This window comes from Prevotella sp. C561 (assembly GCF_000224595.1).
GTDB classification, from domain to species: Bacteria; Bacteroidota; Bacteroidia; order Bacteroidales; family Bacteroidaceae; genus Prevotella; species Prevotella jejuni.
Window position 1 is genome coordinate 118,560 of the sequence record NZ_JH114145.1, and the last position, 20,888, is coordinate 139,447.

Annotated in this window: 13 protein-coding genes and 5 tRNA genes; 10 read left to right on the forward strand and 8 right to left on the reverse strand. The window is 39.7% G+C overall.

Going from position 1 to position 20,888, the window contains the following annotated elements:
• Positions 1-75 precede the first annotated feature (75 nt).
• The 8 genes from HMPREF0666_RS08210 to HMPREF0666_RS08245 form a co-directional block, all read right to left on the reverse strand.
• Entirely contained in the window at positions 76-1,824 is a 1,749-nt protein-coding gene (locus tag HMPREF0666_RS08210; protein WP_009011933.1) for a bifunctional UDP-sugar hydrolase/5'-nucleotidase, read from the reverse strand.
• 328 nt (positions 1,825-2,152) lie between these two features.
• Complete coding sequence (locus tag HMPREF0666_RS08215) at positions 2,153-3,487, reverse strand: NADP-specific glutamate dehydrogenase (RefSeq protein ID WP_009011934.1); 1,335 nt, start codon at positions 3,485-3,487, stop codon at positions 2,153-2,155.
• 1,324 nt (positions 3,488-4,811) lie between these two features.
• Entirely contained in the window at positions 4,812-6,533 is a 1,722-nt protein-coding gene (locus HMPREF0666_RS08220) for a DEAD/DEAH box helicase (RefSeq protein WP_009011936.1), read from the reverse strand.
• A 60-nt stretch (positions 6,534-6,593) separates the two neighbouring features.
• Entirely contained in the window at positions 6,594-7,811 is a 1,218-nt protein-coding gene (locus HMPREF0666_RS08225) for an LptF/LptG family permease (RefSeq protein ID WP_009011937.1), read from the reverse strand.
• A gap of 11 nt (positions 7,812-7,822) precedes the next feature.
• On the reverse strand, positions 7,823-8,950 hold the full coding sequence (gene tgt / locus HMPREF0666_RS08230; protein ID WP_009011938.1) for a tRNA guanosine(34) transglycosylase Tgt: 1,128 nt from the start codon (positions 8,948-8,950) through the stop codon (positions 7,823-7,825).
• Positions 8,950-11,415: an endopeptidase La gene (lon, locus tag HMPREF0666_RS08235; RefSeq protein WP_009011939.1), complete on the reverse strand. Its 2,466-nt coding sequence runs from the start codon at positions 11,413-11,415 to the stop codon at positions 8,950-8,952. Before lon ends, tgt begins: the two co-directional genes overlap by 1 nt.
• Before the next feature lie 274 nt (positions 11,416-11,689).
• Positions 11,690-12,400, reverse strand: a complete 711-nt coding sequence (locus HMPREF0666_RS08240) for a tRNA1(Val) (adenine(37)-N6)-methyltransferase (protein ID WP_009011940.1) — start codon at positions 12,398-12,400, stop codon at positions 11,690-11,692.
• A gap of 19 nt (positions 12,401-12,419) precedes the next feature.
• Positions 12,420-13,436, reverse strand: coding sequence for a diacylglycerol kinase family protein (locus HMPREF0666_RS08245; protein WP_042856188.1), 1,017 nt, complete (start codon positions 13,434-13,436; stop codon positions 12,420-12,422).
• A 209-nt stretch (positions 13,437-13,645) separates the two neighbouring features.
• On the opposite strand from HMPREF0666_RS08245, the gene HMPREF0666_RS08250 reads away from it, so the two are divergent.
• The 10 genes from HMPREF0666_RS08250 to HMPREF0666_RS08295 all read left to right on the forward strand — a co-directional run bounded on the left by HMPREF0666_RS08250 (position 13,646) and on the right by HMPREF0666_RS08295 (position 19,687).
• A complete protein-coding gene (locus HMPREF0666_RS08250; protein ID WP_009011942.1) occupies positions 13,646-14,836 on the forward strand; it encodes an aminotransferase class I/II-fold pyridoxal phosphate-dependent enzyme in 1,191 nt (396 codons plus the stop codon).
• Between the two features lie 1,495 nt (positions 14,837-16,331).
• Positions 16,332-16,405 (forward strand) — tRNA-Pro (locus HMPREF0666_RS08255).
• Between the two features lie 38 nt (positions 16,406-16,443).
• Positions 16,444-16,516, forward strand: a tRNA-Gly gene (locus tag HMPREF0666_RS08260).
• A gap of 44 nt (positions 16,517-16,560) precedes the next feature.
• Positions 16,561-16,642, forward strand: a tRNA-Leu gene (locus HMPREF0666_RS08265).
• A 30-nt stretch (positions 16,643-16,672) separates the two neighbouring features.
• Positions 16,673-16,756, forward strand: a tRNA-Leu gene (locus tag HMPREF0666_RS08270).
• A gap of 41 nt (positions 16,757-16,797) precedes the next feature.
• A tRNA-Gly gene (locus HMPREF0666_RS08275) sits at positions 16,798-16,870 on the forward strand.
• Positions 16,871-16,903: 33 nt separating this feature from the next.
• Entirely contained in the window at positions 16,904-17,443 is a 540-nt protein-coding gene (locus HMPREF0666_RS08280) for a hypothetical protein (RefSeq protein ID WP_009011943.1), read from the forward strand.
• A gap of 30 nt (positions 17,444-17,473) precedes the next feature.
• Positions 17,474-17,881, forward strand: coding sequence for a single-stranded DNA-binding protein (locus tag HMPREF0666_RS08285; protein ID WP_042856189.1), 408 nt, complete (start codon positions 17,474-17,476; stop codon positions 17,879-17,881).
• Entirely contained in the window at positions 17,881-19,200 is a 1,320-nt protein-coding gene (gene gldE, locus HMPREF0666_RS08290; RefSeq protein ID WP_009011945.1) for a gliding motility-associated protein GldE, read from the forward strand. The genes HMPREF0666_RS08285 and gldE overlap by 1 nt, the downstream gene beginning before the upstream one ends.
• Entirely contained in the window at positions 19,184-19,687 is a 504-nt protein-coding gene (locus HMPREF0666_RS08295) for a 4'-phosphopantetheinyl transferase superfamily protein (protein WP_042856207.1), read from the forward strand. Before gldE ends, HMPREF0666_RS08295 begins: the two co-directional genes overlap by 17 nt.
• Positions 19,688-20,888 lie beyond the last annotated feature (1,201 nt).

The window sequence follows — 20,888 nt, forward strand, 5'->3', positions numbered from 1 at the left end:
CCTAATTCTATTAACCTTAAACTCTAAACTGTCATTATGTTTATTGCTCTTTGGTTACTTTCCCTTCTGATTTGTTTATTCTCCAAAAAGAAGTTTACGGTCACGTGCTGCAGCTGGAACGGTCCATGTCTCTGGAATAAACTTCCAATTATGGTTTGGCTGTGGATTCATCACACCAGCTTTCTTTATCTCTTCCATTAAATAATGGCGTTGGTCTTTTGGACTTTCCCAAATGATTCGACTCTTCAAAGAGTCACGTGGAATACCAGCACCCTTGGTTAATAACTCGCCACCACCATTAGCACGATAGCTATTAACTGCTACTGTGTACCATTTATTCTCATCAAATGGTTCTCCATTACTCATGCGAAGGATACGTACCTTTTGTCCATCAGGTTTTGTAACATCGACTTCATAATCAATGCCAGCTGCTGAATCAAAGTTGAATGAGAAGTTCTTGAAGCCAAGACGTTGTGCATCATTCTGGGTATTAGATAGTAAAAGAAGATGGTCTTCAGGGTTCTTCATCGTGTTACACCACAAATCATAACTCATCTCAAGATGCTTACGAATCTCCTTACCAGTCAAACGCATGGTGCAGAGGTTGTTCTCATACTTATAAAGATTGAACATATCTGCAACAGTGATAGGACCTGCTTTGATAGATGCGTTGAATAATAAAGGTGCATTGAAAGCAATATCTGCCTTAGTAATCTCCAACTCCAAGTTGAGGATAAGGTCGTTGAAAGCAGAGTTGCCGAAGTAACTATCTTTTGAATAGATAGTATTTTCAAATCTTCCAATTACCTGATCGCTCCATGCCTTTACAGCATCAATCTCTGGTTGGAAGTGTTGAATGAAAGCATCATCAGCTTTGAGATCCTTTACATCAACTAATTCACCCGTAGCTTTTGTTACGGTGTATTGACGCTTACCTTTGACAGTCTTAGGTCTAAGGGTTAATGTTGCTATCGCTACACGTTGTGCATTGTTAGCAGGGTCAAGACAGATTACGTCTTTACCAACAATATTCTTTTCAATAGAACTATGTGGAGTATGGTCATGACCGAAGAAAACAATATCAAAACCAGGCACTTCCTTTGCTACTTTCTTCGAAGCATCTTCATCGTATTCAGGTGTCTTGATACCTCCATCCCAACCAGAATGGAATAAACCAACAATAACATCTGGCTTCTCTTTCGTCTTCACCTCAGCCATTGTTCGCTTGGCACAAGAGACCATTTCTTCAAAGCGTAGACCACTCCAGATGCTTTCTTTTAACCAGTTAGGTATAGCAGGGGTGAGCATACCAATGACACAAACCTTAATACCATTCTTTTTCTTGATAGTATAATAAGGTAAGATATAAGGCTTATTAGTCTTTGTGTCGATAATATTTGCACCAAGGATAGGGAACTTCAGCTCCTTAAACCATTTGTCATAAACCATGTGTCCTGTTTCAATATCGTGGTTTCCTACTGTTGCTACGTCATATCCCATATAGTTAAGCACACTTGCAGCGATGTTAGTCTTCTCTGGTGCAACGTAATTATAATAGTAGGAGATAGGCTGACCTTGTAGGATATCACCATTATCCAATAAATAGACATTGTCTTTTCCATCCTTCTTACGCAGTTCTTCTACTAATGTATAGACTCTTGCCATAGAACCGCTCTTAGGCTTTCGAGTGATGAAATCGTATGGAAAGAAAGAACCATGTACGTCAGTTGTTTCGATAAGTTTGATGGTAACATCCTTCTGTTGTGCCATAGTTGAAGAACTGAGTCCTAACATAATGGAAAGTACTATTGTTGAAAGTTTCATAATCTTAATTTTAATTCAGCTACAAAAGTACTAAATTCTACGGAAATAAACGAACTTGTCTTGTTATGTTTCAAAGTATGTTTGTAGCTTGGGGGAGTTGAGTAGGGGTGTTTTCAAGGTCAATAGGGAATTGTTTAATAATCTTTTGTGTCGTATAAGAATTATGCTGGTGATAGTACGAAATATGTCAGAAGCACACAGGCTAAACCCTTTGAACGTCCTTTTAAGTATTCTATCTTATATCGTTTTGAATAAATACTATGAACCTTCTCTATGGTTAAAGCTGTGTGCTCCTGTTTTTTAGTTGCGTTTGATAGGCGTAGAAAACCTAAATAACGCCTTGCGCCATCATTGCCTTAGCAACCTTGATAAAGCCTGCAACGTTAGCACCCTTTACATAGTTGATATATCCATCGGCTTCTGTACCATACTTGACACAGTTTGCATGGATATCATCCATAATCTGATGGAGTTTCTGGTCAACCTCTTCACGACTCCATTTTAGTCGTCCTGAGTTCTGACTCATCTCAAGTCCTGATACAGCTACACCGCCAGCATTGCTTGCCTTACCTGGGCAATAAAGCACTTTTGCTTCTTGGAAGACCCTTACAGCCTCTGGTGTTGAAGGCATGTTTGCACCTTCTGTCACAGCGATAACACCATTCTTTACGAGTTCAGCAGCTGCTTCTCCGTTGATTTCATTCTGTGTCGCACATGGAGTTGCGATGTCAGCCTTCTCAGACCAAGGTCTTCCTCCTGGAACATACTTCACATTATACTTCTCAGCATACTCACGAATACGTCCACGCTCAATGTTCTTAAGTTCCATTATATAAGCTAACTTCTCCTCATCTATACCATCTGGATCATAGATGTAACCATCAGAATCGGAACAGGTAAGGGGCTTAGCACCTAATTCAAGCAACTTTTCTATTGTGTACTGTGCTACATTACCCGAACCAGAGACGAGGACAGTCTTACCTTTAAGGTCAATATTACGAGTCTTGAGCATGTTCTGTAAGAAGTATACATTACCATATCCTGTTGCTTCAGGACGGATGAGGGAACCACCGAACTCCTGACCTTTACCTGTAAGGATACCAACAAACTGATTCGTCAGTTTCTTATATTGTCCAAACATATAGCCAACTTCGCGTCCACCAACACCGATGTCACCAGCTGGAACGTCACAGTCTGGACCAATGTAATTCCACAATTCTCTCATGAAAGCCTGACAGAAACGCATTACCTCTGCATTTGACTTACCTCGAGGAGAAAAGTCTGAACCACCCTTAGCGCCACCCATAGGGAGTGTTGTTAGTGAGTTCTTGAATGTCTGTTCAAAGGCAAGGAATTTTAAGATAGACTCATTAACTGATGCATGGAAACGTAATCCACCTTTGTAAGGTCCAATAGTGTTGTTATGCTGTACACGAAAACCCATATTAGTTTGTACATTTCCCCTGTCATCAACCCAGTTTACACGAAACTTTATGATTCTGTCTGGCACACAGAGTCGCTCGATAAGATTGGCTTGCTCAAAACCTGGATGTTTATTATATTCATCTTCGATCGTATCTAATACCTGTGAAACAGCCTGAATATACTCTGGCTCATTTGGAAAACGCTGTTTTAATCTCTCTACGACTTCTGTTGCTTTCATAAATAGTTGTTTTTATTATTATACCCTGAAATGTTTTATGTCATATATTTACGCTTGTTCACCTTGCAAAGGTAATACTTTTTTGCTAAATTACTTGTCATTTTGTCGTAAAATATTTGGTTATAGTGTTAATTAGTTATCCTTAGTTTCTATTATAAAGTATCTTTTTGTAACGCTATTAAATCTCTTTTTTCTCTGGTTTTCAGTGTCGTTACGTGTCAACAATTCCCTTGTTGTTTGTATTCTTTCATTGATTTAATAGACAAACAGAAATCCTTTTCGCAACAGATTGGATGTGTGGATACCCCCTTTTCTTACCTTTCATTCCGAAGGTCAGATTGCTCTTCAATTTTACAACATATATATGTAAATCAAATACCTTATTATACTAAACTTTTTTTATTTTAGTTTGCTGTCACATTTAACATTTCGTATAAAATATTGTAAGCTAATTAGTTACATACAACAAGGTGATGACAGTAATGACAGGAAAATTATTTTATACGAAAAAGCTATGTTTTATTTTCGATATAATTCTTTGCTCTTTAATCACATAAAATATCTTGCACCTAAAATATATTTCTATTTTGTTAGTGTATGGGTATATACTCTGTTCATGTCAGCCGAGGAACGCAGCCTCCTCCAAGTGCTCACTCCCATCAATAACTATAAACTCACTTTCCATATACTGATTTTGGCATGTCTTTAAGTCTATACCTTTGTTATGAAAATCATTTAATGACCCATATAATCATAGTGAACTTTATCTCGTTAGGCGCACCCTTTTCTTTTTGAGCGGGGCTGGGAGGAGGAGACTTCAAAACTTTTCTGTCAACTATTTTCGCTCCTCTCATGTCTAATACATGCTCGTCATAGTTTAAGAAGACGCTCTTCAATGTTTAAGAACATGCCCTTCTTGCGTGTTGAAGACGCCCTTCTATGATCAAGAGAGGCGTCTTCTTTGAGGTTACGTGTAACATCTTGATTTGTTGTATGTTACAAAGTCGTATTTAAGAGATAATATACTTCTACTTAGAGAGAGTTCAGTTTGATGCAATGTAGTGATTTTTTACGAATACATAGGGCTCTTAGAAGCGTCGAGTGATAGTTTTCTTGTAAGTAGGAGAAGATGGTTTTTCTTCCTTTCCCTTCCTTGCAATGAGGAGTTTGATTACAGAGTTACCCCCATAGAAGATGTTGATGAGGCTAAAAAAGGTGCTGTTATGCGTATCATTCATTAATGGGCAGGCGGGAATAAAACAATGCCCATAACCCTTGTTCTTGGGTTATGGGCATTATATAATAATGTGTAAGCACACTTGTTTTACTTCTTACCAAGTCCACGAAGCCACTTCAGAGGCTTTTTAATAAGCGCCTTCAAGCCTGATTCTTTGTTGGATGTTGATGGTAAATCCTCACGAATATCATATTTCGTACTCCTTCTTACAGACTTGTCTTCTGGTGTACGCTGGCGGTTGTTACGTTTCTTACGCTTATTGTTAGGCTTCTTGTTCTGCTGATTGGTAGTGTTTTCAGCATTACCTTTATTATTAGCAGGTTTTCTGTCATTGCGCTTCTCGTTCTCAGCTTTTGGCTGACGCTCCTGCTGCTTACCCTTACCCTGACGGTTATTCTTCTTGTTTACTGGTTTACCCTCAGTTGCTGCAGGCTTGTTATCTTGCTGCTTTTGAGTTTTATTATTCTGTTTGTTTCCAGCCTTACGCTCCTGTTGGTTCGCGTTGTTCTCGTCAGTGTTGTTCTGAGTCTGTGGTGTAGGACGTCTGTTGCGCTGCTTGTTGTTTCCCTGTTTCTTGTCCTTATGACTCTGATGATCACGGTCCTTACGGCGGCGGTTCTTGGCACTATTGCCACCCTTCTTAGGTTTTCCGTTGCTCTTATACTCTGGTCCTTCACCAAGGTCAGCTGGTAGTTGTGCCTTCTCAATCTCCTTCTCTAAGAATGATTCAATCTGTTGGAAGAAATAGATATCATCTTCGTTCACAAAGGTAATTGCCTTTCCGTCACGGTCAGCACGTGCTGTACGACCGATACGGTGAACATAATCCTCTGCGTCATGAGGTACATCATAGTTGATGACCATTGCGATATCGTCGATATCAATACCACGTGCAACGATGTCTGTAGCAACCAGTACATCTATTTGTCCGCTCTTGAACTTAAACATAACGTCATTGCGCTGTTCTTGATCGAGGTCGGAATGCATCTCACCACAGTTGATGTGCATACGATTGAGCGATCCTGCAATCTGCTTTACCTTCTGTTTTGAACCCGAGAAGATAATGACACGTTTGAGGTCGCCAGCCTTGAAGATATCCTTAATGATACCCATCTTCTGTGTCTCATAGCATACGTAAGCTGTCTGCTGAATCTTCTCTGCAGGTTTACTAACAGCGAGTTTAATCTCAACAGGATTCTTTAGCAGTGTCTTAGCAAGTTCTTCAATCTTCTTAGGCATGGTAGCAGAGAACATAATTGTCTGACATGTAGCAGGCAATTTCTTTGCTATTGTCATGATGTCATCCGCAAAACCCATGTCGAGCATGCGGTCAGCTTCGTCAAGAATGAAGAAGCTCACCTTAGATAAGTCTACGTTTCCAAGAGAGATATGAGAGATGAAACGGCCCGGTGTAGCAATCACTACGTCTGCTCCCAATGCGAGACTCTTCAACTCCTGGTCGTATCTATTACCATCATTACCACCATAGACAGCAACACAAGATACACCATTAAGATAGTAGGCAAAGCCCTGCATACCTTGATCAATCTGCTGTGCCAACTCACGTGTAGGCGACATGATGACACAATTAATTGCTGACTCAGGGTAGCCACCATCAGCCAGTTTAGAGAGAACTGGGAGTAGGTAAGCCGCTGTTTTACCTGTACCAGTTTGGGCAACACCCAATACGTCGTGTCCTTTTAATATTTCGGGAATGCACTTCTCCTGAACTGGAGTACATTCATCAAAACGCATGTCATATAGTGCGTCAAGTACGTTATCGTTTAAATCTAAATCTTCAAAATACATATTCTACTGTTTTGCCCTTCTTCAATGAGGGTAGTTTTTACTTTTGTTTTGTCCGTCTTTTTAGCTTGGTGCATGCCTATAGCAGAAGTAGGCGATGATAGCAAAGATAATATTTGGTATCCACGCTGCCAATATAGGCGGTGTGTCATCCTTAATAGCAAAGGTTGCTGAAACGGTTTGGAGCATGATATAGCCGAAACTGAGTGCCAAACCGATTCCAAGATAGAGTCCCATTCCACCTTTCCTCTTACGTGAAGAGAGGGAGAGACCAATGATAGTTAGGATGAAGGAGGAGAACGACATCGCTATTCGCTTGTGGAACTCAACCTCGTATTGTACTACATTACCAGAACCACGGCTGGTCTGCTTGGAGATATAGTTTAGTAGTTCTGGGGAGGTAAAGGTCTCCTGTTGACCTTTAGAATAGACAAGGTCGGTCGGTTCCATGAGTAGTACGGTGTCCTTTGAGGCTCCACTTTGGATATGCTCCTTTAGTCCTTTCAGTGTACGTATCTTCCAGTTACTTACCTTCCAATGATACTTTGTGTCAGCAACCGTATCATACTGAATCTCCATTGCAGTCATGTGGCTAACAATCTTCTTGTTTTTAGTCTTTACAAGTGAGAACCCATAGCCCCGTTTATACTGGTCGTCGTAATGCTGAATATAAGCGGTAGTATTTTTTGCAACAAACAGTTGTACGTTCTCTGCCGATGTGTTCTTTTTAGAATTACGATAGAGAGACTCGAAGTTTTGGCGAATAACAGTCCCATGAGGTATCACAAAACTGTTAAGATAGAATGTTAAGCCTGCGATGAGCACACATGATATCATGTAGGGACGCATCAGTCGTCTGATGGAAACGCCAGCTGCCATCATTGAAATAATCTCTGAGTTACCTGCCAGTTTAGAAGTAAAGAAGATAACTGCAATGAATACGAATAGTGGTGAGAAGAGATTGGAATAGTAAGGGACGAAGTTGGCGTAGTAATCAAAGATGATTGCTCGCCATGGGGCATGATATTGCGTGAACTTAGAGAGGTTCTCGTTGAAGTCGAACACAATAGCAATGGAGATAATCAATAAGATAGCATAGATGTATGTACCTATGAATTTCTTAATGATATACCAGTCCAGAATACCGATATAACGCGAAGGGGAGAGCATCTGAAGTAGATGTCCTACCTTCTTCAAGACGGGAAAGCGTGTAATCACACGTAGTCCGAAATGATGAATCAGTTTCTTAACTTTATCAACAATCTCTTTAACCTTACTCATTTGGTTTCTTCTTAAATTCTTCTTCCTAACTGTTCAATGACAGAAGCTTTCCACTGTACGAAGTCACCTTGCTCAATATGTGTACGTGCATCCGTGACGAGGCGGAGATAGAACGCAAGGTTATGGATGCTGGCAATCTGCATTGCGAGCAATTCTCCTGCCTTGAAAAGATGATGGAGATAAGCTTTACTTGTGATAACATCAATATCGCAGCCGTCAGGATCAATCGGTGAGAAATCGTTTTCCCACTTCTTATTCTTCATGTTCATCGTACCATTGTAGGTGAAGAGCATCGCATTACGGCCGTTGCGGGTAGGCATAACGCAATCGAACATATCCACACCGCGCTCAATAGCTTCAAGAATGTTCTGTGGTGTACCGACTCCCATCAGGTAACGAGGCTTGTCTTTTGGAAGAATCTCATTGACAACTTCTATCATCTCATACATTACCTCTGTTGGTTCACCAACTGCTAAGCCACCGATAGCATTACCATCTGCACCCTTGTCAGCCACAAACTTTGCTGCTTCGCAGCGTAAGTCCTTGTAAGTACAGCCCTGAACGATAGGGAAGAGACTTTGGTTATGACCGTAGAGTGGCTCCGTCTCGTTGAAACGTTTAATACATCTGTCAAGCCAACGCTGTGTCATTTCCAAACTCTTTTTGGCATATTGGTAGTCACTCTGCCCTGGAGGACACTCGTCAAAAGCCATCATAATATCGGCACCAATAATTCGTTCGGTATCCATCACGCTCTCTGGTGTGAAGATATGCTTAGAACCATCGATGTGACTTCTGAACTCACAGCCCTCTTCTGACAGTTTACGAATACCTGTCAATGAGAAAACTTGGAAACCACCAGAGTCCGTCAGGATCGGACGATCCCAACCATTGAAACCATGCAGACCACCTGCAGCCTTGATGATATCAAGTCCTGGACGCAGGTAAAGGTGATAAGTATTACCCAAGATAATCTGTGCCTTGACCTGTTTACGCAACTCCTCAAAGTGTACACCCTTAACAGAACCGACGGTACCAACAGGCATAAAGATAGGAGTCTTTATCTGTCCGTGGTCGGTTGTGATGATACTTGTGCGGGCATCGCTGGCATTATCTGTATGTTGAAGCTCAAATGTCATTATTTTGTTTCCTCCTTCTTTTCTTCAACAATCGTAAAGTCTACTGGATGTTCTACCTTTTCATCGGTCAACGCAAAGTCCCATACCTGCTGAATGTTCTCAACGAAGTGGAATTGAAGACCCTTACGATAAACCTCAGGAATCTCCTCAACGTCCTTTTTATTCTCTGAACACATCACGATATCAGTAATTCCTGCACGCTTAGCAGCAAGTATTTTCTCCTTAATACCACCCACAGGAAGAACCTTACCACGTAGGGTTATTTCACCCGTCATAGCAGTGTTCTTACGCACCTTACGCTGTGTAAGTGCTGAAGCAATACTTGTTGCAATCGTTATACCAGCTGAAGGACCATCCTTTGGAGTCGCTCCTTCTGGTACGTGGATATGGATATTCCACTGTTCAAAGATGCGATAATCAACGTTCAATGCGTTGATATGTGCCTTGACATACTCCAATGCAATGACAGCAGACTCTTTCATGACATCACCAAGGTTACCTGTCAGTGTTAACTTACCTGCTTTACCCTTAGAAAGAGAGGTCTCAATAAAGAGAATCTCACCGCCAACACTGGTCCATGCAAGACCTGTTACCACACCAGCATATTTGTTGCCCTGATAGATATCACGTGTGAAAGGTGGCTTACCTAATAAATCCTCCAACTTATCAGGTGTAATCTTCGTATAAGGAAGTTGCTTATCCATTGCCTGCTTGAAAGCCAACTTGCGCATAGCTTTGTTGATTTGCTTCTCAAGTTGACGCACACCACTTTCGCGAGTATAGCTTTCAATAATCTTCTCCAACGTTGCCTTGGCAAATTTTGGTTTCTCTTCTAACTGGTCTAAACCTGTATTTTCCAGTTCTTTTGGTACGAGATGGCGCTTTGCTATCTCAACCTTCTCTTCCGTGATATAGCCTGAAACCTCAATAAGTTCCATGCGGTCGAGTAGTGGACGTGGGATTGTATTGATGTCATTGGCCGTTGCAATGAATAAGACCTTTGATAAATCGTAGTCCATATCCAAGTAATTATCATGGAAGGCATTGTTCTGCTCAGGGTCGAGAACCTCCAACAAGGCTGATGAAGGGTCGCCGTTAACAGTGTTCTGAGTAACCTTATCAATCTCGTCAAGGATGAAGACTGGATTTGATGAGCCTGCCTTCTGGATATTCTTGATGATACGTCCAGGCATAGCACCAATGTAAGTCTTACGATGTCCTCGGATTTCTGACTCATCATGGAGGCCACCTAATGACACACGAACATACTTACGTTTCATAGCTTCGGCTATACTCTTGCCCAAACTGGTCTTACCAACACCCGGAGGACCATAAAGGCAGAGGATTGGTGACTTTAGATTGCCACGCAACTGAAGGACTGCAATATATTCAAGGATACGTTCCTTCACCTTGTCCATACCATAGTGATCTTTGTCAAGAATACGTTTTGCACGCTTCAAATCAAGGTCGTCTTTGGTATATTCATCCCAAGGCAGACTAACCATTGTGCGCAAGTAGTTTACTTGTACACTATAGTCAGGACTTTGTGGATTTAATGTTTCGAGTTTGTCTAATTCCTTTTGGAAAACTTTAGCAACCTCTTCTGGCCACTTCTTGTTCTTTGCCTTCTCAAGCAACTCCTTCTTGTCAGGTGCAGAATCGCCATCCCCTAACTCCTCCTTAATATTCTTAATCTGCTGATGCAGGAAGTATTCGCGCTGCTGCTCATCGAGATCTTCACGTGTTTTTGAGCGTATATCCTGACGGAGATGCTGGAATTGTATTTCACGATTGAGCACCTTCATCAACGAAAACAGACGATCCTTGATAGAGTTCTCTTCCAACATTTGAATCTTGTCAGTCACAGGGAATGGCATTGTTGAGCAAATATAATTCACTGCAATGACAGGATTATTAATGTTGTCAAGTGCGAATTGTGAATCGTCTGGAATGTCGTCACTACCATGGATATATTCCTTTACGACCACCTTCATGTCTTCTACAGCTGTAGAAAACTCTTTGTCCTTTTCTGGCTCAGCCTCTTCTGGTATAGCCACAGTGTATCCCTTCATGTAAGGTGTTGTCGTTGTAATCTTCTTTATCTTACACTTACCAAGACCTTGCAATATCACTGTGCGGTTATTACCTTCGTAATTACCAGGCATATCAAAGGCACGAACGAAGCGTGCATAGATACCTGTCGTATAGATGTCGTCCTCTTGAGGCTCGTTAATGTTGCTATCTTTCTGACTGACAATCGCTATGATTGTGTTTGGATTCTCTTCCAAGTGTCTAACAAGTTCTAATGTTGGCTTCCTTCCAACGAGGATAGGGGAGAGAATCCCAGGGAACATAACGAGGTTACGGGTTACGAAAACGGGTATCTCGCCGTCGACCTGTATGTCTAACTTTGGCATATCACCCTCGTAATCAGTAATCATTTGAATAGAGCTATTTTGTTTCATAAAGTTCTTTTATACCTACTTTTAGCTTGCAAAGGTACAAAATAAAACCGAAAGACTGAAAGAATAATTGTGCTTTAATTGGCTCTCTTGTAAAAAGACTGGTTTATATGCGTGAAGAGATGGTGGTTAGGATGAGTTGCAATGTAAATAAGAAAAACTGTTTTTCGGGGCTTTAAGCTTGCTGTTTGATATGGTTAAACAGCATATATAACAACGCATAAGCTCTTTGAGATAGATGGTAATGTTTTTACCTTATTGTCTATCTACTTCATGCCTACTTGATGTAGAATTCTTGTGTAATATTTTGATACCATTCTGTGCGTGTCCCCTTATCGGTGGTCAGCACTTGTTCTTCCGTCTCACATTGTTTAGTAGCGTCCTTCCCAAATTCTATTAAGCAGCGTTTAGCTGGTTTTGAAGATTTAGTCTTAATGTTTACAAGCTTCAATACTGATAATCCGTTAAATATAGCTTCTGCTTCAAGTATATCTTTGTTGTCATAGGGAATGATAATGGAGAGCGTTCCCTTTGTTTTAAGGAGCCTCTTAGCATAATAAATAAGTTCTTGTGGAGAGAGGGAGTCAGCATGCCTTGCAGTCGTTCTTGACTGTAAAGGATTTTTTAATGAGTTGATGAAATATGGCGGATTACAGACGATTGCATCATAAACGTCCTCAGTACAGGTTTCATGACATAGCTGATAGTCTTGTAGACAACAATTGATGATGTTTATTCTATCGTTGAACGGAGATTGTGAAACGTTAAGCTGAGCATCCTCGAAAGCTCCTTTGTCTATCTCTATAGCGTCAATGTCGGCTAAAGGAAAACGTTGAGCCATCATGAGAGCGATGAGTCCTGTCCCTGTTCCGATGTCAAGAATCTTCTTACCTCCTTGTGCCCAAGCTCCAAGCAATACCCCATCTGTCCCGACCTTCATGGCCGTGTGGTTGTCAACGATATGGAATTGCTTAAAAGTAAAGCCCATGCGCCTTGTTATGGAGTTTCTATATATTTAGTTTGCGAAGCAGATTCTTATTGATTGCCTGTACTTTTCTACTTTGTTTGGTAAGGTCTTGTCTCATCAAGTCAAAGTTGTAGAATATCTCAGAAAAGGCTGTTTGTAACATATTTGGTTGTCTACAGTCCTTCCCACCCTTAGGGTTAACAATGATGTTTATGCCTTTAGGGACAATAGAAATATCTACATCTGCACTTGATGTAATAGGGTCGCCATCATAGTGAATGATGCCTTCGCTCTTACGATGTATGTGTATATGCTTGGATCTGAAGGTCTTTATCTTCAGGTTCTTATCTAATGTCTTATTGAAAAGTTCTATGGCAACTTGTGGCGCATCGATGAGGTCGAATGGTTCCATTATGATAACATCTAACAGTCCGTCGCTCATTGATGCCTGAGGAGCGATGTATGCATTGTTACCATACTGTGAGGCATTGGCTACAGAGACGAGGAAGGCCTTATAGCTATGCGTTCCGTCTTCATCTTCAATGACGTAAGTTTCAGGCTCATAACGCAATCCCTCCTCAAGAACCTTCTGCATATAAGTGATAGGACCACGTTTCCCAGCTTCTGCAAACTTCATAGAAATGAATGCATCAAAGCCCATTCCGCAGGTGCAGAAGAATGGATGTTCGTTAATGATACCGTAGTCAAGTTTCTTAATATCGCAGTAGTTTAGAATGTCAATACACTTCTTAAGGTTCATGGGTAGGTTTAGGTGTCTGGCAAGTCCATTACCAGAGCCACATGGAAGGATGCCCATTGTCGTGTCTGTTTGGGTCAGTGCTCTTCCAACTTCGTTGACAGTACCATCTCCGCCTACAGCAACAACAATATCAATACCATCCTTTGCCGCTTCCTTTGCGAGCTCAGTTGCATGGCCAGCATAACTTGTTTCTGCTATGCAATAGTCAAACCTATCTTTATCAAGCCGTTCTTCAATAAGGTCAGGAATTCCTGCTTTACTGACTGTACCCGATATTGGGTTTAGGATAAAAGTTATTTTTTCTTATTCATTGTGCCAAATAATCAGCGCATAGTTTATTTGTACAAAGATACATATTTGTTGTTTATATCGTGGAGATTAAGAGAGTAAAAATGTTTAAAAACCACTTTTCTAATCAAAAAGACTTTTTTGTCATTCTAAATTAGTATCTTTGCAGCCTGAAAATAATATTTAAGTAGTCATTGACTACACCATATTAAAAAATAATGGGACAATTACAAGACAAGTACAAAAGCTACCGCGAGCCGCAAAAGTTTATGGAGGCAGGTGTCTATCCATACTTTCGTGAGATTACAAGTAAGCAAGGAACAGAAGTAACAGATATTGATGGCAACAAGATTCTTATGTTTGGTTCTAACGCCTATACGGGTTTACCAAACGATCAGCGTGTGATTGATGCTGCTCATCGTGCTCTTGATAAGTATGGTTCGGGGTGTGCTGGAAGTCGATTCTTAAATGGTACGCTCGATCTTCATGTACAGTTAGAGAAAGAACTTGCTGCTTTTGAAGGTAAAGATGAGGCGCTTGTTTTCTCAACAGGCTTTTCTGTGAATGCTGGTGTTCTCGCTGTGGTTGTGGGACGAGGTGATTATATCATCTGTGACGACCGCGATCATGCGAGTATTGTAGATGGACGTCGTTTGAGTTTTGCAACTCAACTGCGTTACAAGCATAACGATATGGAGGATTTGGAGCGTATTCTCCAGCGTCTTCCTAAAGAGGCTGTTAAGTTGATCGTTGTTGATGGCGTCTTCTCTATGGAGGGAGACCTTGCTAATCTCCCTGCAATTATAGAGTTGAAGCATAAGTACAATTGCTCTGTTATGGTCGACGAGGCACACGGATTAGGTGTCTTTGGCCGTCAGGGTAGAGGTGTTTGCGACCATTTTGGGCTGACTGATGAGGTTGATCTTATTATGGGTACCTTCTCAAAGAGCTTGGCTTCTATCGGTGGTTTCATAGCAGGTGATAAGGATACCATTAACTATCTTCGTCATACTTGCCGTACTTATATCTTCTCTGCAAGTAATACTCCATCTGCAACAGCGGCTGCGTTGGAAGCTCTTCATATCTTAGAGCAGGAGCCAGAGCGTCTGGAGCAGTTATGGAAGGTTACAAATTATGCTCTAAAACGCTTTAGGGAAGAAGGCTTTGAGATTGGTGATACAGAGAGTCCGATTATTCCACTCTATGTACGTGATATCGAAAAGACTTTCATTGTTACGCGATTGGCTTACGAGGCTGGCGTATTTATCAACCCTGTTATTCCTCCTGCTTGTGCTCCACAAGACACATTGGTACGCTTTGCGTTGATGGCTACTCATACTGAAGAGCAGGTTGAACGTGGCGTTCAGGCGTTGACAAAGATATTTAAGGAACAAGGTATTATAAAATAAGATACTAATAGATTCTGATAAAGGAACTATAATTTAAGAACGAAGAGATTATTCTTATTGAGTAAGCTCTTCGTTCTTTTTTTATATACTATATATATAAGGTGTAAATGCTTCGATAGGACTACGTCTTATGGTTATCTCTCAGTGGCATGTACGATAGGAGTTACACCTATATTATGTGTAGGGCGATAAAATACAAATTGTGTTCTTTATGTTTTGTTAGTTCTCATATCTGTTTGCTATATGTACTATACTGTCTGTTGTTATGGTAGAAACGATTCTATTTACTCATTATTTACCTATTTTGTGAGGCTTTCCTACTTTTTGTGTTGAGTCTTGATATAGCTGAAGTTGAAGACGAAATATAACGTGTGAGTACTATTCGTAGTTATTATCTCCTTGTAGGAATGATAGTCAGTTGTTGCCTATAGTGGACTGAGAAAGCAAACTACGAATTGCACGAATTAAGCTAAAACGAGGGTAATAAACTTGAATAACACTGGCTGCATAAGATGGAATGCTGTTGTGACAAGCTGAGAACAATGTAAAAAAGATAAAAACTGATATATTGAAAAACCATTACATAGAACAACGTTGAATACTCTCAAAAGACGAGTGTAATGTCTATTAATTACGTGTTTATAACTTACAATAAATCAATTTATTACGAATAACGTTTGAGAACATGCTCTTCTTGCCTCAAGAAGGGCGTCTTCAACATGCAAGAAGAGCATGTTCTCGAACGAAGAAGGGCCTTTTCTTATATCACCTCAGAACCTTGCTTGAAAGAATAGGGGAGTGGTTTATAAAACATCTCTACAATTTTTGCTATCATGTATAGTGTTTCTTCTTACGCTATCAATCATTCTGTGGGGGCTTCTCGGAGAGTTTTCTTCAAAGAGTAATAAGCGGTTTTACATATAAGTAGCGGTTGCAAATCGTTGGATTTACTTCCTCTTCGAGACAACATGTGCTGATTAAAGGGAACAGGAGAAGAGGAAAGTAGCCACAATGAAGCTCTTGTTGGAGGCTAATAAAAGGTCAATGTTAATCGTATTGTTCCACTTGTATGGGTAATATCAATCATTATTTCCCTCTCAGCAAGGATGGTTGACGAGAGAAAAATTAGTAGTTGAGGTGGGGGAGGGGTTACTTCTTCTGACCTTATAAGCTCTATTACGCCACATATCTGAAGCATAAACCTAATCATTATACTCTAATTTTATTTGGAAAGAAGGGCGGTCTGTTCGTTAGATCTTAGTAGATAGGTTAGGAAAGGACATTTTATTTTAGTTTACATGGATATAGAGTGATGCCTTTATTATAGTTTGATAATCAATAGTTTATTTAATATTAGAGCAGAGAAAAGTTAACAGAATAATGCAAAAACATTAATTTTTCTTGAAAAAAACGTAGAAAAGTTTGGCAGTACAGAAAATATATAGTACCTTTGCACTCGCAATTCGGAAATGAGTTAATCATTAAAGAAAAGCAACGGGGCGTAGCGCAGCTCGGTAGCGCATCTGGTTTGGGACCAGGCGGTCGCAGGTTCGAATCCTGTCGCCCCGACTTTTGTCTAACTCTTTAGAGAAAGAGAGACGTTAAATGCGGCAATAGCTCAGTTGGTAGAGCACGACCTTGCCAAGGTCGGGGTCGCGAGTTCGAGTCTCGTTTGCCGCTCTTTGATATTCTGAAAGATATATAAGCTTTTGCTTTTAGTTTATGCCCAGGTGGCGGAATTGGTAGACGCGCACGTTTCAGGTGCGTGTGTTTCACGACGTGCAGGTTCGAGTCCTGTTCTGGGCACTTTTTTATTCAGAATGTCACGGACATGTTGGAGAGGTGGCGGAATTGGTAGACGCGCTACTTTGAGGGGGTAGTGAAAATTGTTTCGTGGGAGTTCGAGTCTCCTCCTCTTCACATAGAATAGTTTAGTAAGTTGTTATTACTTACCTTTTAATGCGGCAATAGCTCAGTTGGTAGAGCACGACCTTGCCAAGGTCGGGGTCGCGAGTTCGAGTCTCGTTTGCCGCTCTTTTAAAGAGAAACATACATAGCATTATCTTTATGAATTTATACTTACGATATTTCGATAATGAAGTATTAGTGCATAGCGTCGATGAAGCGTTAGATTTTCTAAGCTCTATACCAGATATTCAGCTTACTCCAGAGTTGGAAGATGATATTAGAAATTATGCTTCTAATGATGTTTTCTATCCTAAGCGTTATAAGGTGCGCCCACGTGTTTATTTTATTGTGATTAAGACAGAAGCGGCTACGATGATGGACTTCAAGCAAAAGAAGGCGCTTCGTCCAGCTGTTGATGGTATGGCCCGTAAGGATAGTCCTGCTATCATGCACCTTAATGAGGAACGTGAGGGTTGGTATGAAGGTGAACTTGATTTCAAGCGTGTTGTTCTAATCCCTACTTCTGGTAAGCACGAATATCGTGATACACATTTTGTTGCACAGTGTAAGGCTGTTTCTGGATGGGATTGCTATAATCGCATTGTAGAGTACTTAAAAGACAGAGTTGATAATAGAAGTCAATTCCCATCAGCTAAAGGTAAGAATTTCAAGTTTAGATACTTAGGTATGTGGAAGTAATTCCACATTCCTTTTTGCTATTATGCTTTTATGAATAAAGTAATGTTGATTGGCAATGTCGGTCGTGAACCAGAAGTGAAATACTATGATACCGACCAGTGTGTAGCTTCTTTTACGTTGGCTACAACAGAACGTGGATATACACTTCCTAATGGTACTGTTGTGCCTGATCATACGGATTGGCATAATATTGTTTTATTCAAGGCATTGGCTAAGTATGCAGAGAAATATATTCATAAAGGTGATAAACTCTATATTGAGGGGCGAGTACGTTATCGTTCTTATGATGATAAGAAGGGTGTACGACGACATGTAACTGAGATTTATGGTGACAATCTTGAGTGGCTTGCGGCGTCTCGTAAAGCGGAAAATTTGTCTGGTGATAAGACTGATGATAGGTCCGCTGATACCATAGATGAAACTAATTTACCGTTTTAATGGATAGCTTTTTAGTAGATTTTTCTTCTTATATAAGTGTTAATCCAATAGATATCAATGTTGTTGTTGCTATTCTGTTGGTTATTTTACTTCTTCTTTTGTCAGGTTTTGCAAGTGCATCGGAGATAGCTTTTTTTAGTCTTTCGCCTACTGATGTTGAATCACTTGACCCGGATAAAAGTTCTTCGGATAAGCTTATTGAACTGTTAAGGGATGATAGTGAACGTACATTGGCAACGGTGCTTATCACAAACAACCTTGTTAATGTGGCGGTCATCATGTTGTGTAATTACATCTTTGGCAGCTTGTTTACATTTGGTGCCGAATGGTTGCAATTCCTTTGTGTAACCATTTTGTTAACTTTCCTTCTTCTTCTTTTTGGTGAAATTATCCCGAAGGTTTATAGTAGACGTAGACCATTGGCCTTCTGTAGAAAAGCTGTTAAAGGTATTATGTTCTTCCGTCGATTGTTCTGGCCTATAGAGACGATACTTTTGAAGAGTGGTGCTTTTGCTGAGAAGGTTATCCAAAAAGAAAATAGACAATTGTCGGTTGATGAACTTGAACAAGCCTTAGAACTAACAGATAAAGAGGAGATTAAGGACGAGCAGAGTATGCTTCAAGGTATTATTCGTTTTGGTGATGAGACGGCTAAAGAGATTATGACTTCTCGTCAGGATATTGTTGATTTGGATATTCGCTGCTCGTATGATACTGTATTGAAGTGTATTGTAGAGAATAACTATTCTCGTATTCCTGTTTATCAAGATAACCAGGATAATATACGTGGCGTACTTTATATTAAGGATCTCTTACCTCATCTTTCTAAAGGGGCAAACTTTAGATGGCAAAGCTTAATACGACCACCTTATTTCGTGCCAGAAACAAAGAAGATTGATGATCTCTTACGTGATTTCCAAGAGAATAAGGTTCATATAGCTATTGTGGTAGATGAATTTGGTGGTACAAGTGGTATTGTGACACTGGAAGATATCCTCGAAGAGATAGTTGGTGAGATTAATGATGAATTTGATGAAGACGAACGTAATTATACTAAGTTGGCCTCAAATACATATCTCTTTGAGGGGAAGACGCTCTTGAAGGATTTCCTTAAGATTCTTAATCTCCCTGATGATGAGTTTGATGATATTGAAGGTGATGCTGATTCGTTAGCAGGATTACTTTTAGAGATAAAAGGTGACTTCCCTGCAGTACATGAAGTCTTAATTTATAAAGATTATAAGTTTGAGGTCTTAGAAATAGAAGAGCGACGTATTAGTAAAGTAAAGGTTATAGTCTGTGGTGCGAATAACGAATGATGCTGAGGGTAAGGTAACTATCGGTTTGCTGGAGATTGATAAAGGGAAGCAGGCTGAGAAAGAAGGAGTACGTCGTATCCTAAAAGAAATCTTAGGCTTTGAGACATCTGTCTTACATAATGAGGATGGGAAGCCAATGGTCGAGGGATATCATATTAGTATCACTCATACTATTGGTTATGTCGCTGTAATTCTATCTCAAAATTATGAGGTTGGCATTGATATAGAATACTTTTCTAATCGAGTTAATCGTATCGCATCTCGCTTTCTTAGGTGTGATGAAATGTTTACAAATACTTTGGATACGCTTACTGCTTGGTGTGCTAAAGAAACAATCTATAAACTCTTCTCTTCTGAACATTTGGCTTTGCAAGAGATTAAAGTGAATCCACAATTAAGAACTGTCACTAATTTTAGGCAGAATCTTACTTTTGAGTTTAAATGTGAATGTACACCCAAGTATATCTTAACCTATACTTGGTATTAGTTTTATTTGTATTCTTTATTCCTTCGAAGCGTGAATGTAATGCTACAAAGAGCATTGTTTTATTACGAAATAACGCCTTTGTTGGTAAAAAATGTTTAAATAATTAGTATAATTAGACTAAATACTTGACTTTCGTTTCCTTTTTACTTACATTTGTACCAGCCATTTAGTGGATAACATAATATATTTACCAATTAGTCTAATTAATAGGAGGTATTTAACATGAAAGAAAACAAAACACATGAATTCTTCGAAGACTATGACTTCGAGAATCAGAATAGTCGGGAACACACCAACACAGACCAAACGCTTGGTGGAGAGATCTGGTACAACTAAGTTGTATACATATTAGATTATATATAATATAATAAATTAGAACGCACTTATCCTTTTGGCTTAAGTGTGTTCTTTTTAATATGTTCATTATTCGTTTACTATAAAAAGAGGTAGTGCCTTAAAATGACATCTCCTCTCTTTTGAAGAAACTGTCAAAGTTCTCTTTGTTCGAATTATCTATCTTTTTTGCAATAACAGTCGAGCTTTTTTGAAGAAGGCGGTAAGCTTTTATGATGGACTTTTACTCCTCTTAGAAAAACGATTAACCTTTTTCATGCATACAGTCAAATCTATGTTTAATAAGTGGTGTAGCCTTTTATGGTGGTTTAAATCTCTCTTTGAAAAAAGATTAACCCCTTTCTATGGAAATGGAGAAATTTATGTTTAGGAAATGGTCAAGCCTTTTATGGTGAGTCATCACCATGCTTAGAATAATGATTAATTCTTTGCAAGCATACAGGCAAATCAATGATTAAGGATTTGTCATGCTTTTTATAGTGAATCATCACCACACTTTGAATAAGGATTAACCCTTTCTTTGCAAACGGTCAAATCTATGTTTAAGAAATGGCCAAGCCTTTTGTGGTGGGTCATCACCACGCTTTGAACTATGATTTACCCTCTCAACGAAAATACTCAACGATTTTGAAGAAAGAAGTCAATCCTTTTTTAAGAAAGAGCAGACCTTTTGGTAAAATCTATCACCCTTTTTTGTGAAAAGGTCTTACTTTATTTTGCATAAATAGTTGTTGCTTTATGACAAAACTATCGTACTTATTTTTTACAAAGATAATCGAGTTTTTATGAAAGAGCTCGCAATGCTTTTGTAAAGACATTCATCAGTTTTAAAAAGTTAGTGGTTTTT

Bases quoted from the DNA above. Each gene is read 5' to 3' on its own strand.
- tgt (WP_009011938.1), bottom strand. From the start codon at position 8,950: ATGACATTTGAGCTTCAACATACAGATAATGCCAGCGATGCCCGCACA.
- HMPREF0666_RS08215 (WP_009011934.1), bottom strand. From the start codon at position 3,487: ATGAAAGCAACAGAAGTCGTAGAGAGATTAAAACAGCGTTTTCCAAAT.
- gldE (WP_009011945.1), top strand. From the start codon at position 17,881: ATGGATAGCTTTTTAGTAGATTTTTCTTCTTATATAAGTGTTAATCCA.
- HMPREF0666_RS08285 (WP_042856189.1), top strand. From the start codon at position 17,474: ATGAATAAAGTAATGTTGATTGGCAATGTCGGTCGTGAACCAGAAGTG.
- HMPREF0666_RS08210 (WP_009011933.1), bottom strand. From the start codon at position 1,824: ATGAAACTTTCAACAATAGTACTTTCCATTATGTTAGGACTCAGTTCT.
- HMPREF0666_RS08220 (WP_009011936.1), bottom strand. From the start codon at position 6,533: ATGTATTTTGAAGATTTAGATTTAAACGATAACGTACTTGACGCACTA.
- HMPREF0666_RS08250 (WP_009011942.1), top strand. From the start codon at position 13,646: ATGGGACAATTACAAGACAAGTACAAAAGCTACCGCGAGCCGCAAAAG.
- HMPREF0666_RS08280 (WP_009011943.1), top strand. From the start codon at position 16,904: ATGAATTTATACTTACGATATTTCGATAATGAAGTATTAGTGCATAGC.
- HMPREF0666_RS08225 (WP_009011937.1), bottom strand. From the start codon at position 7,811: ATGAGTAAGGTTAAAGAGATTGTTGATAAAGTTAAGAAACTGATTCAT.
- lon (WP_009011939.1), bottom strand. From the start codon at position 11,415: ATGAAACAAAATAGCTCTATTCAAATGATTACTGATTACGAGGGTGAT.
- HMPREF0666_RS08240 (WP_009011940.1), bottom strand. From the start codon at position 12,400: ATGGGCTTTACTTTTAAGCAATTCCATATCGTTGACAACCACACGGCC.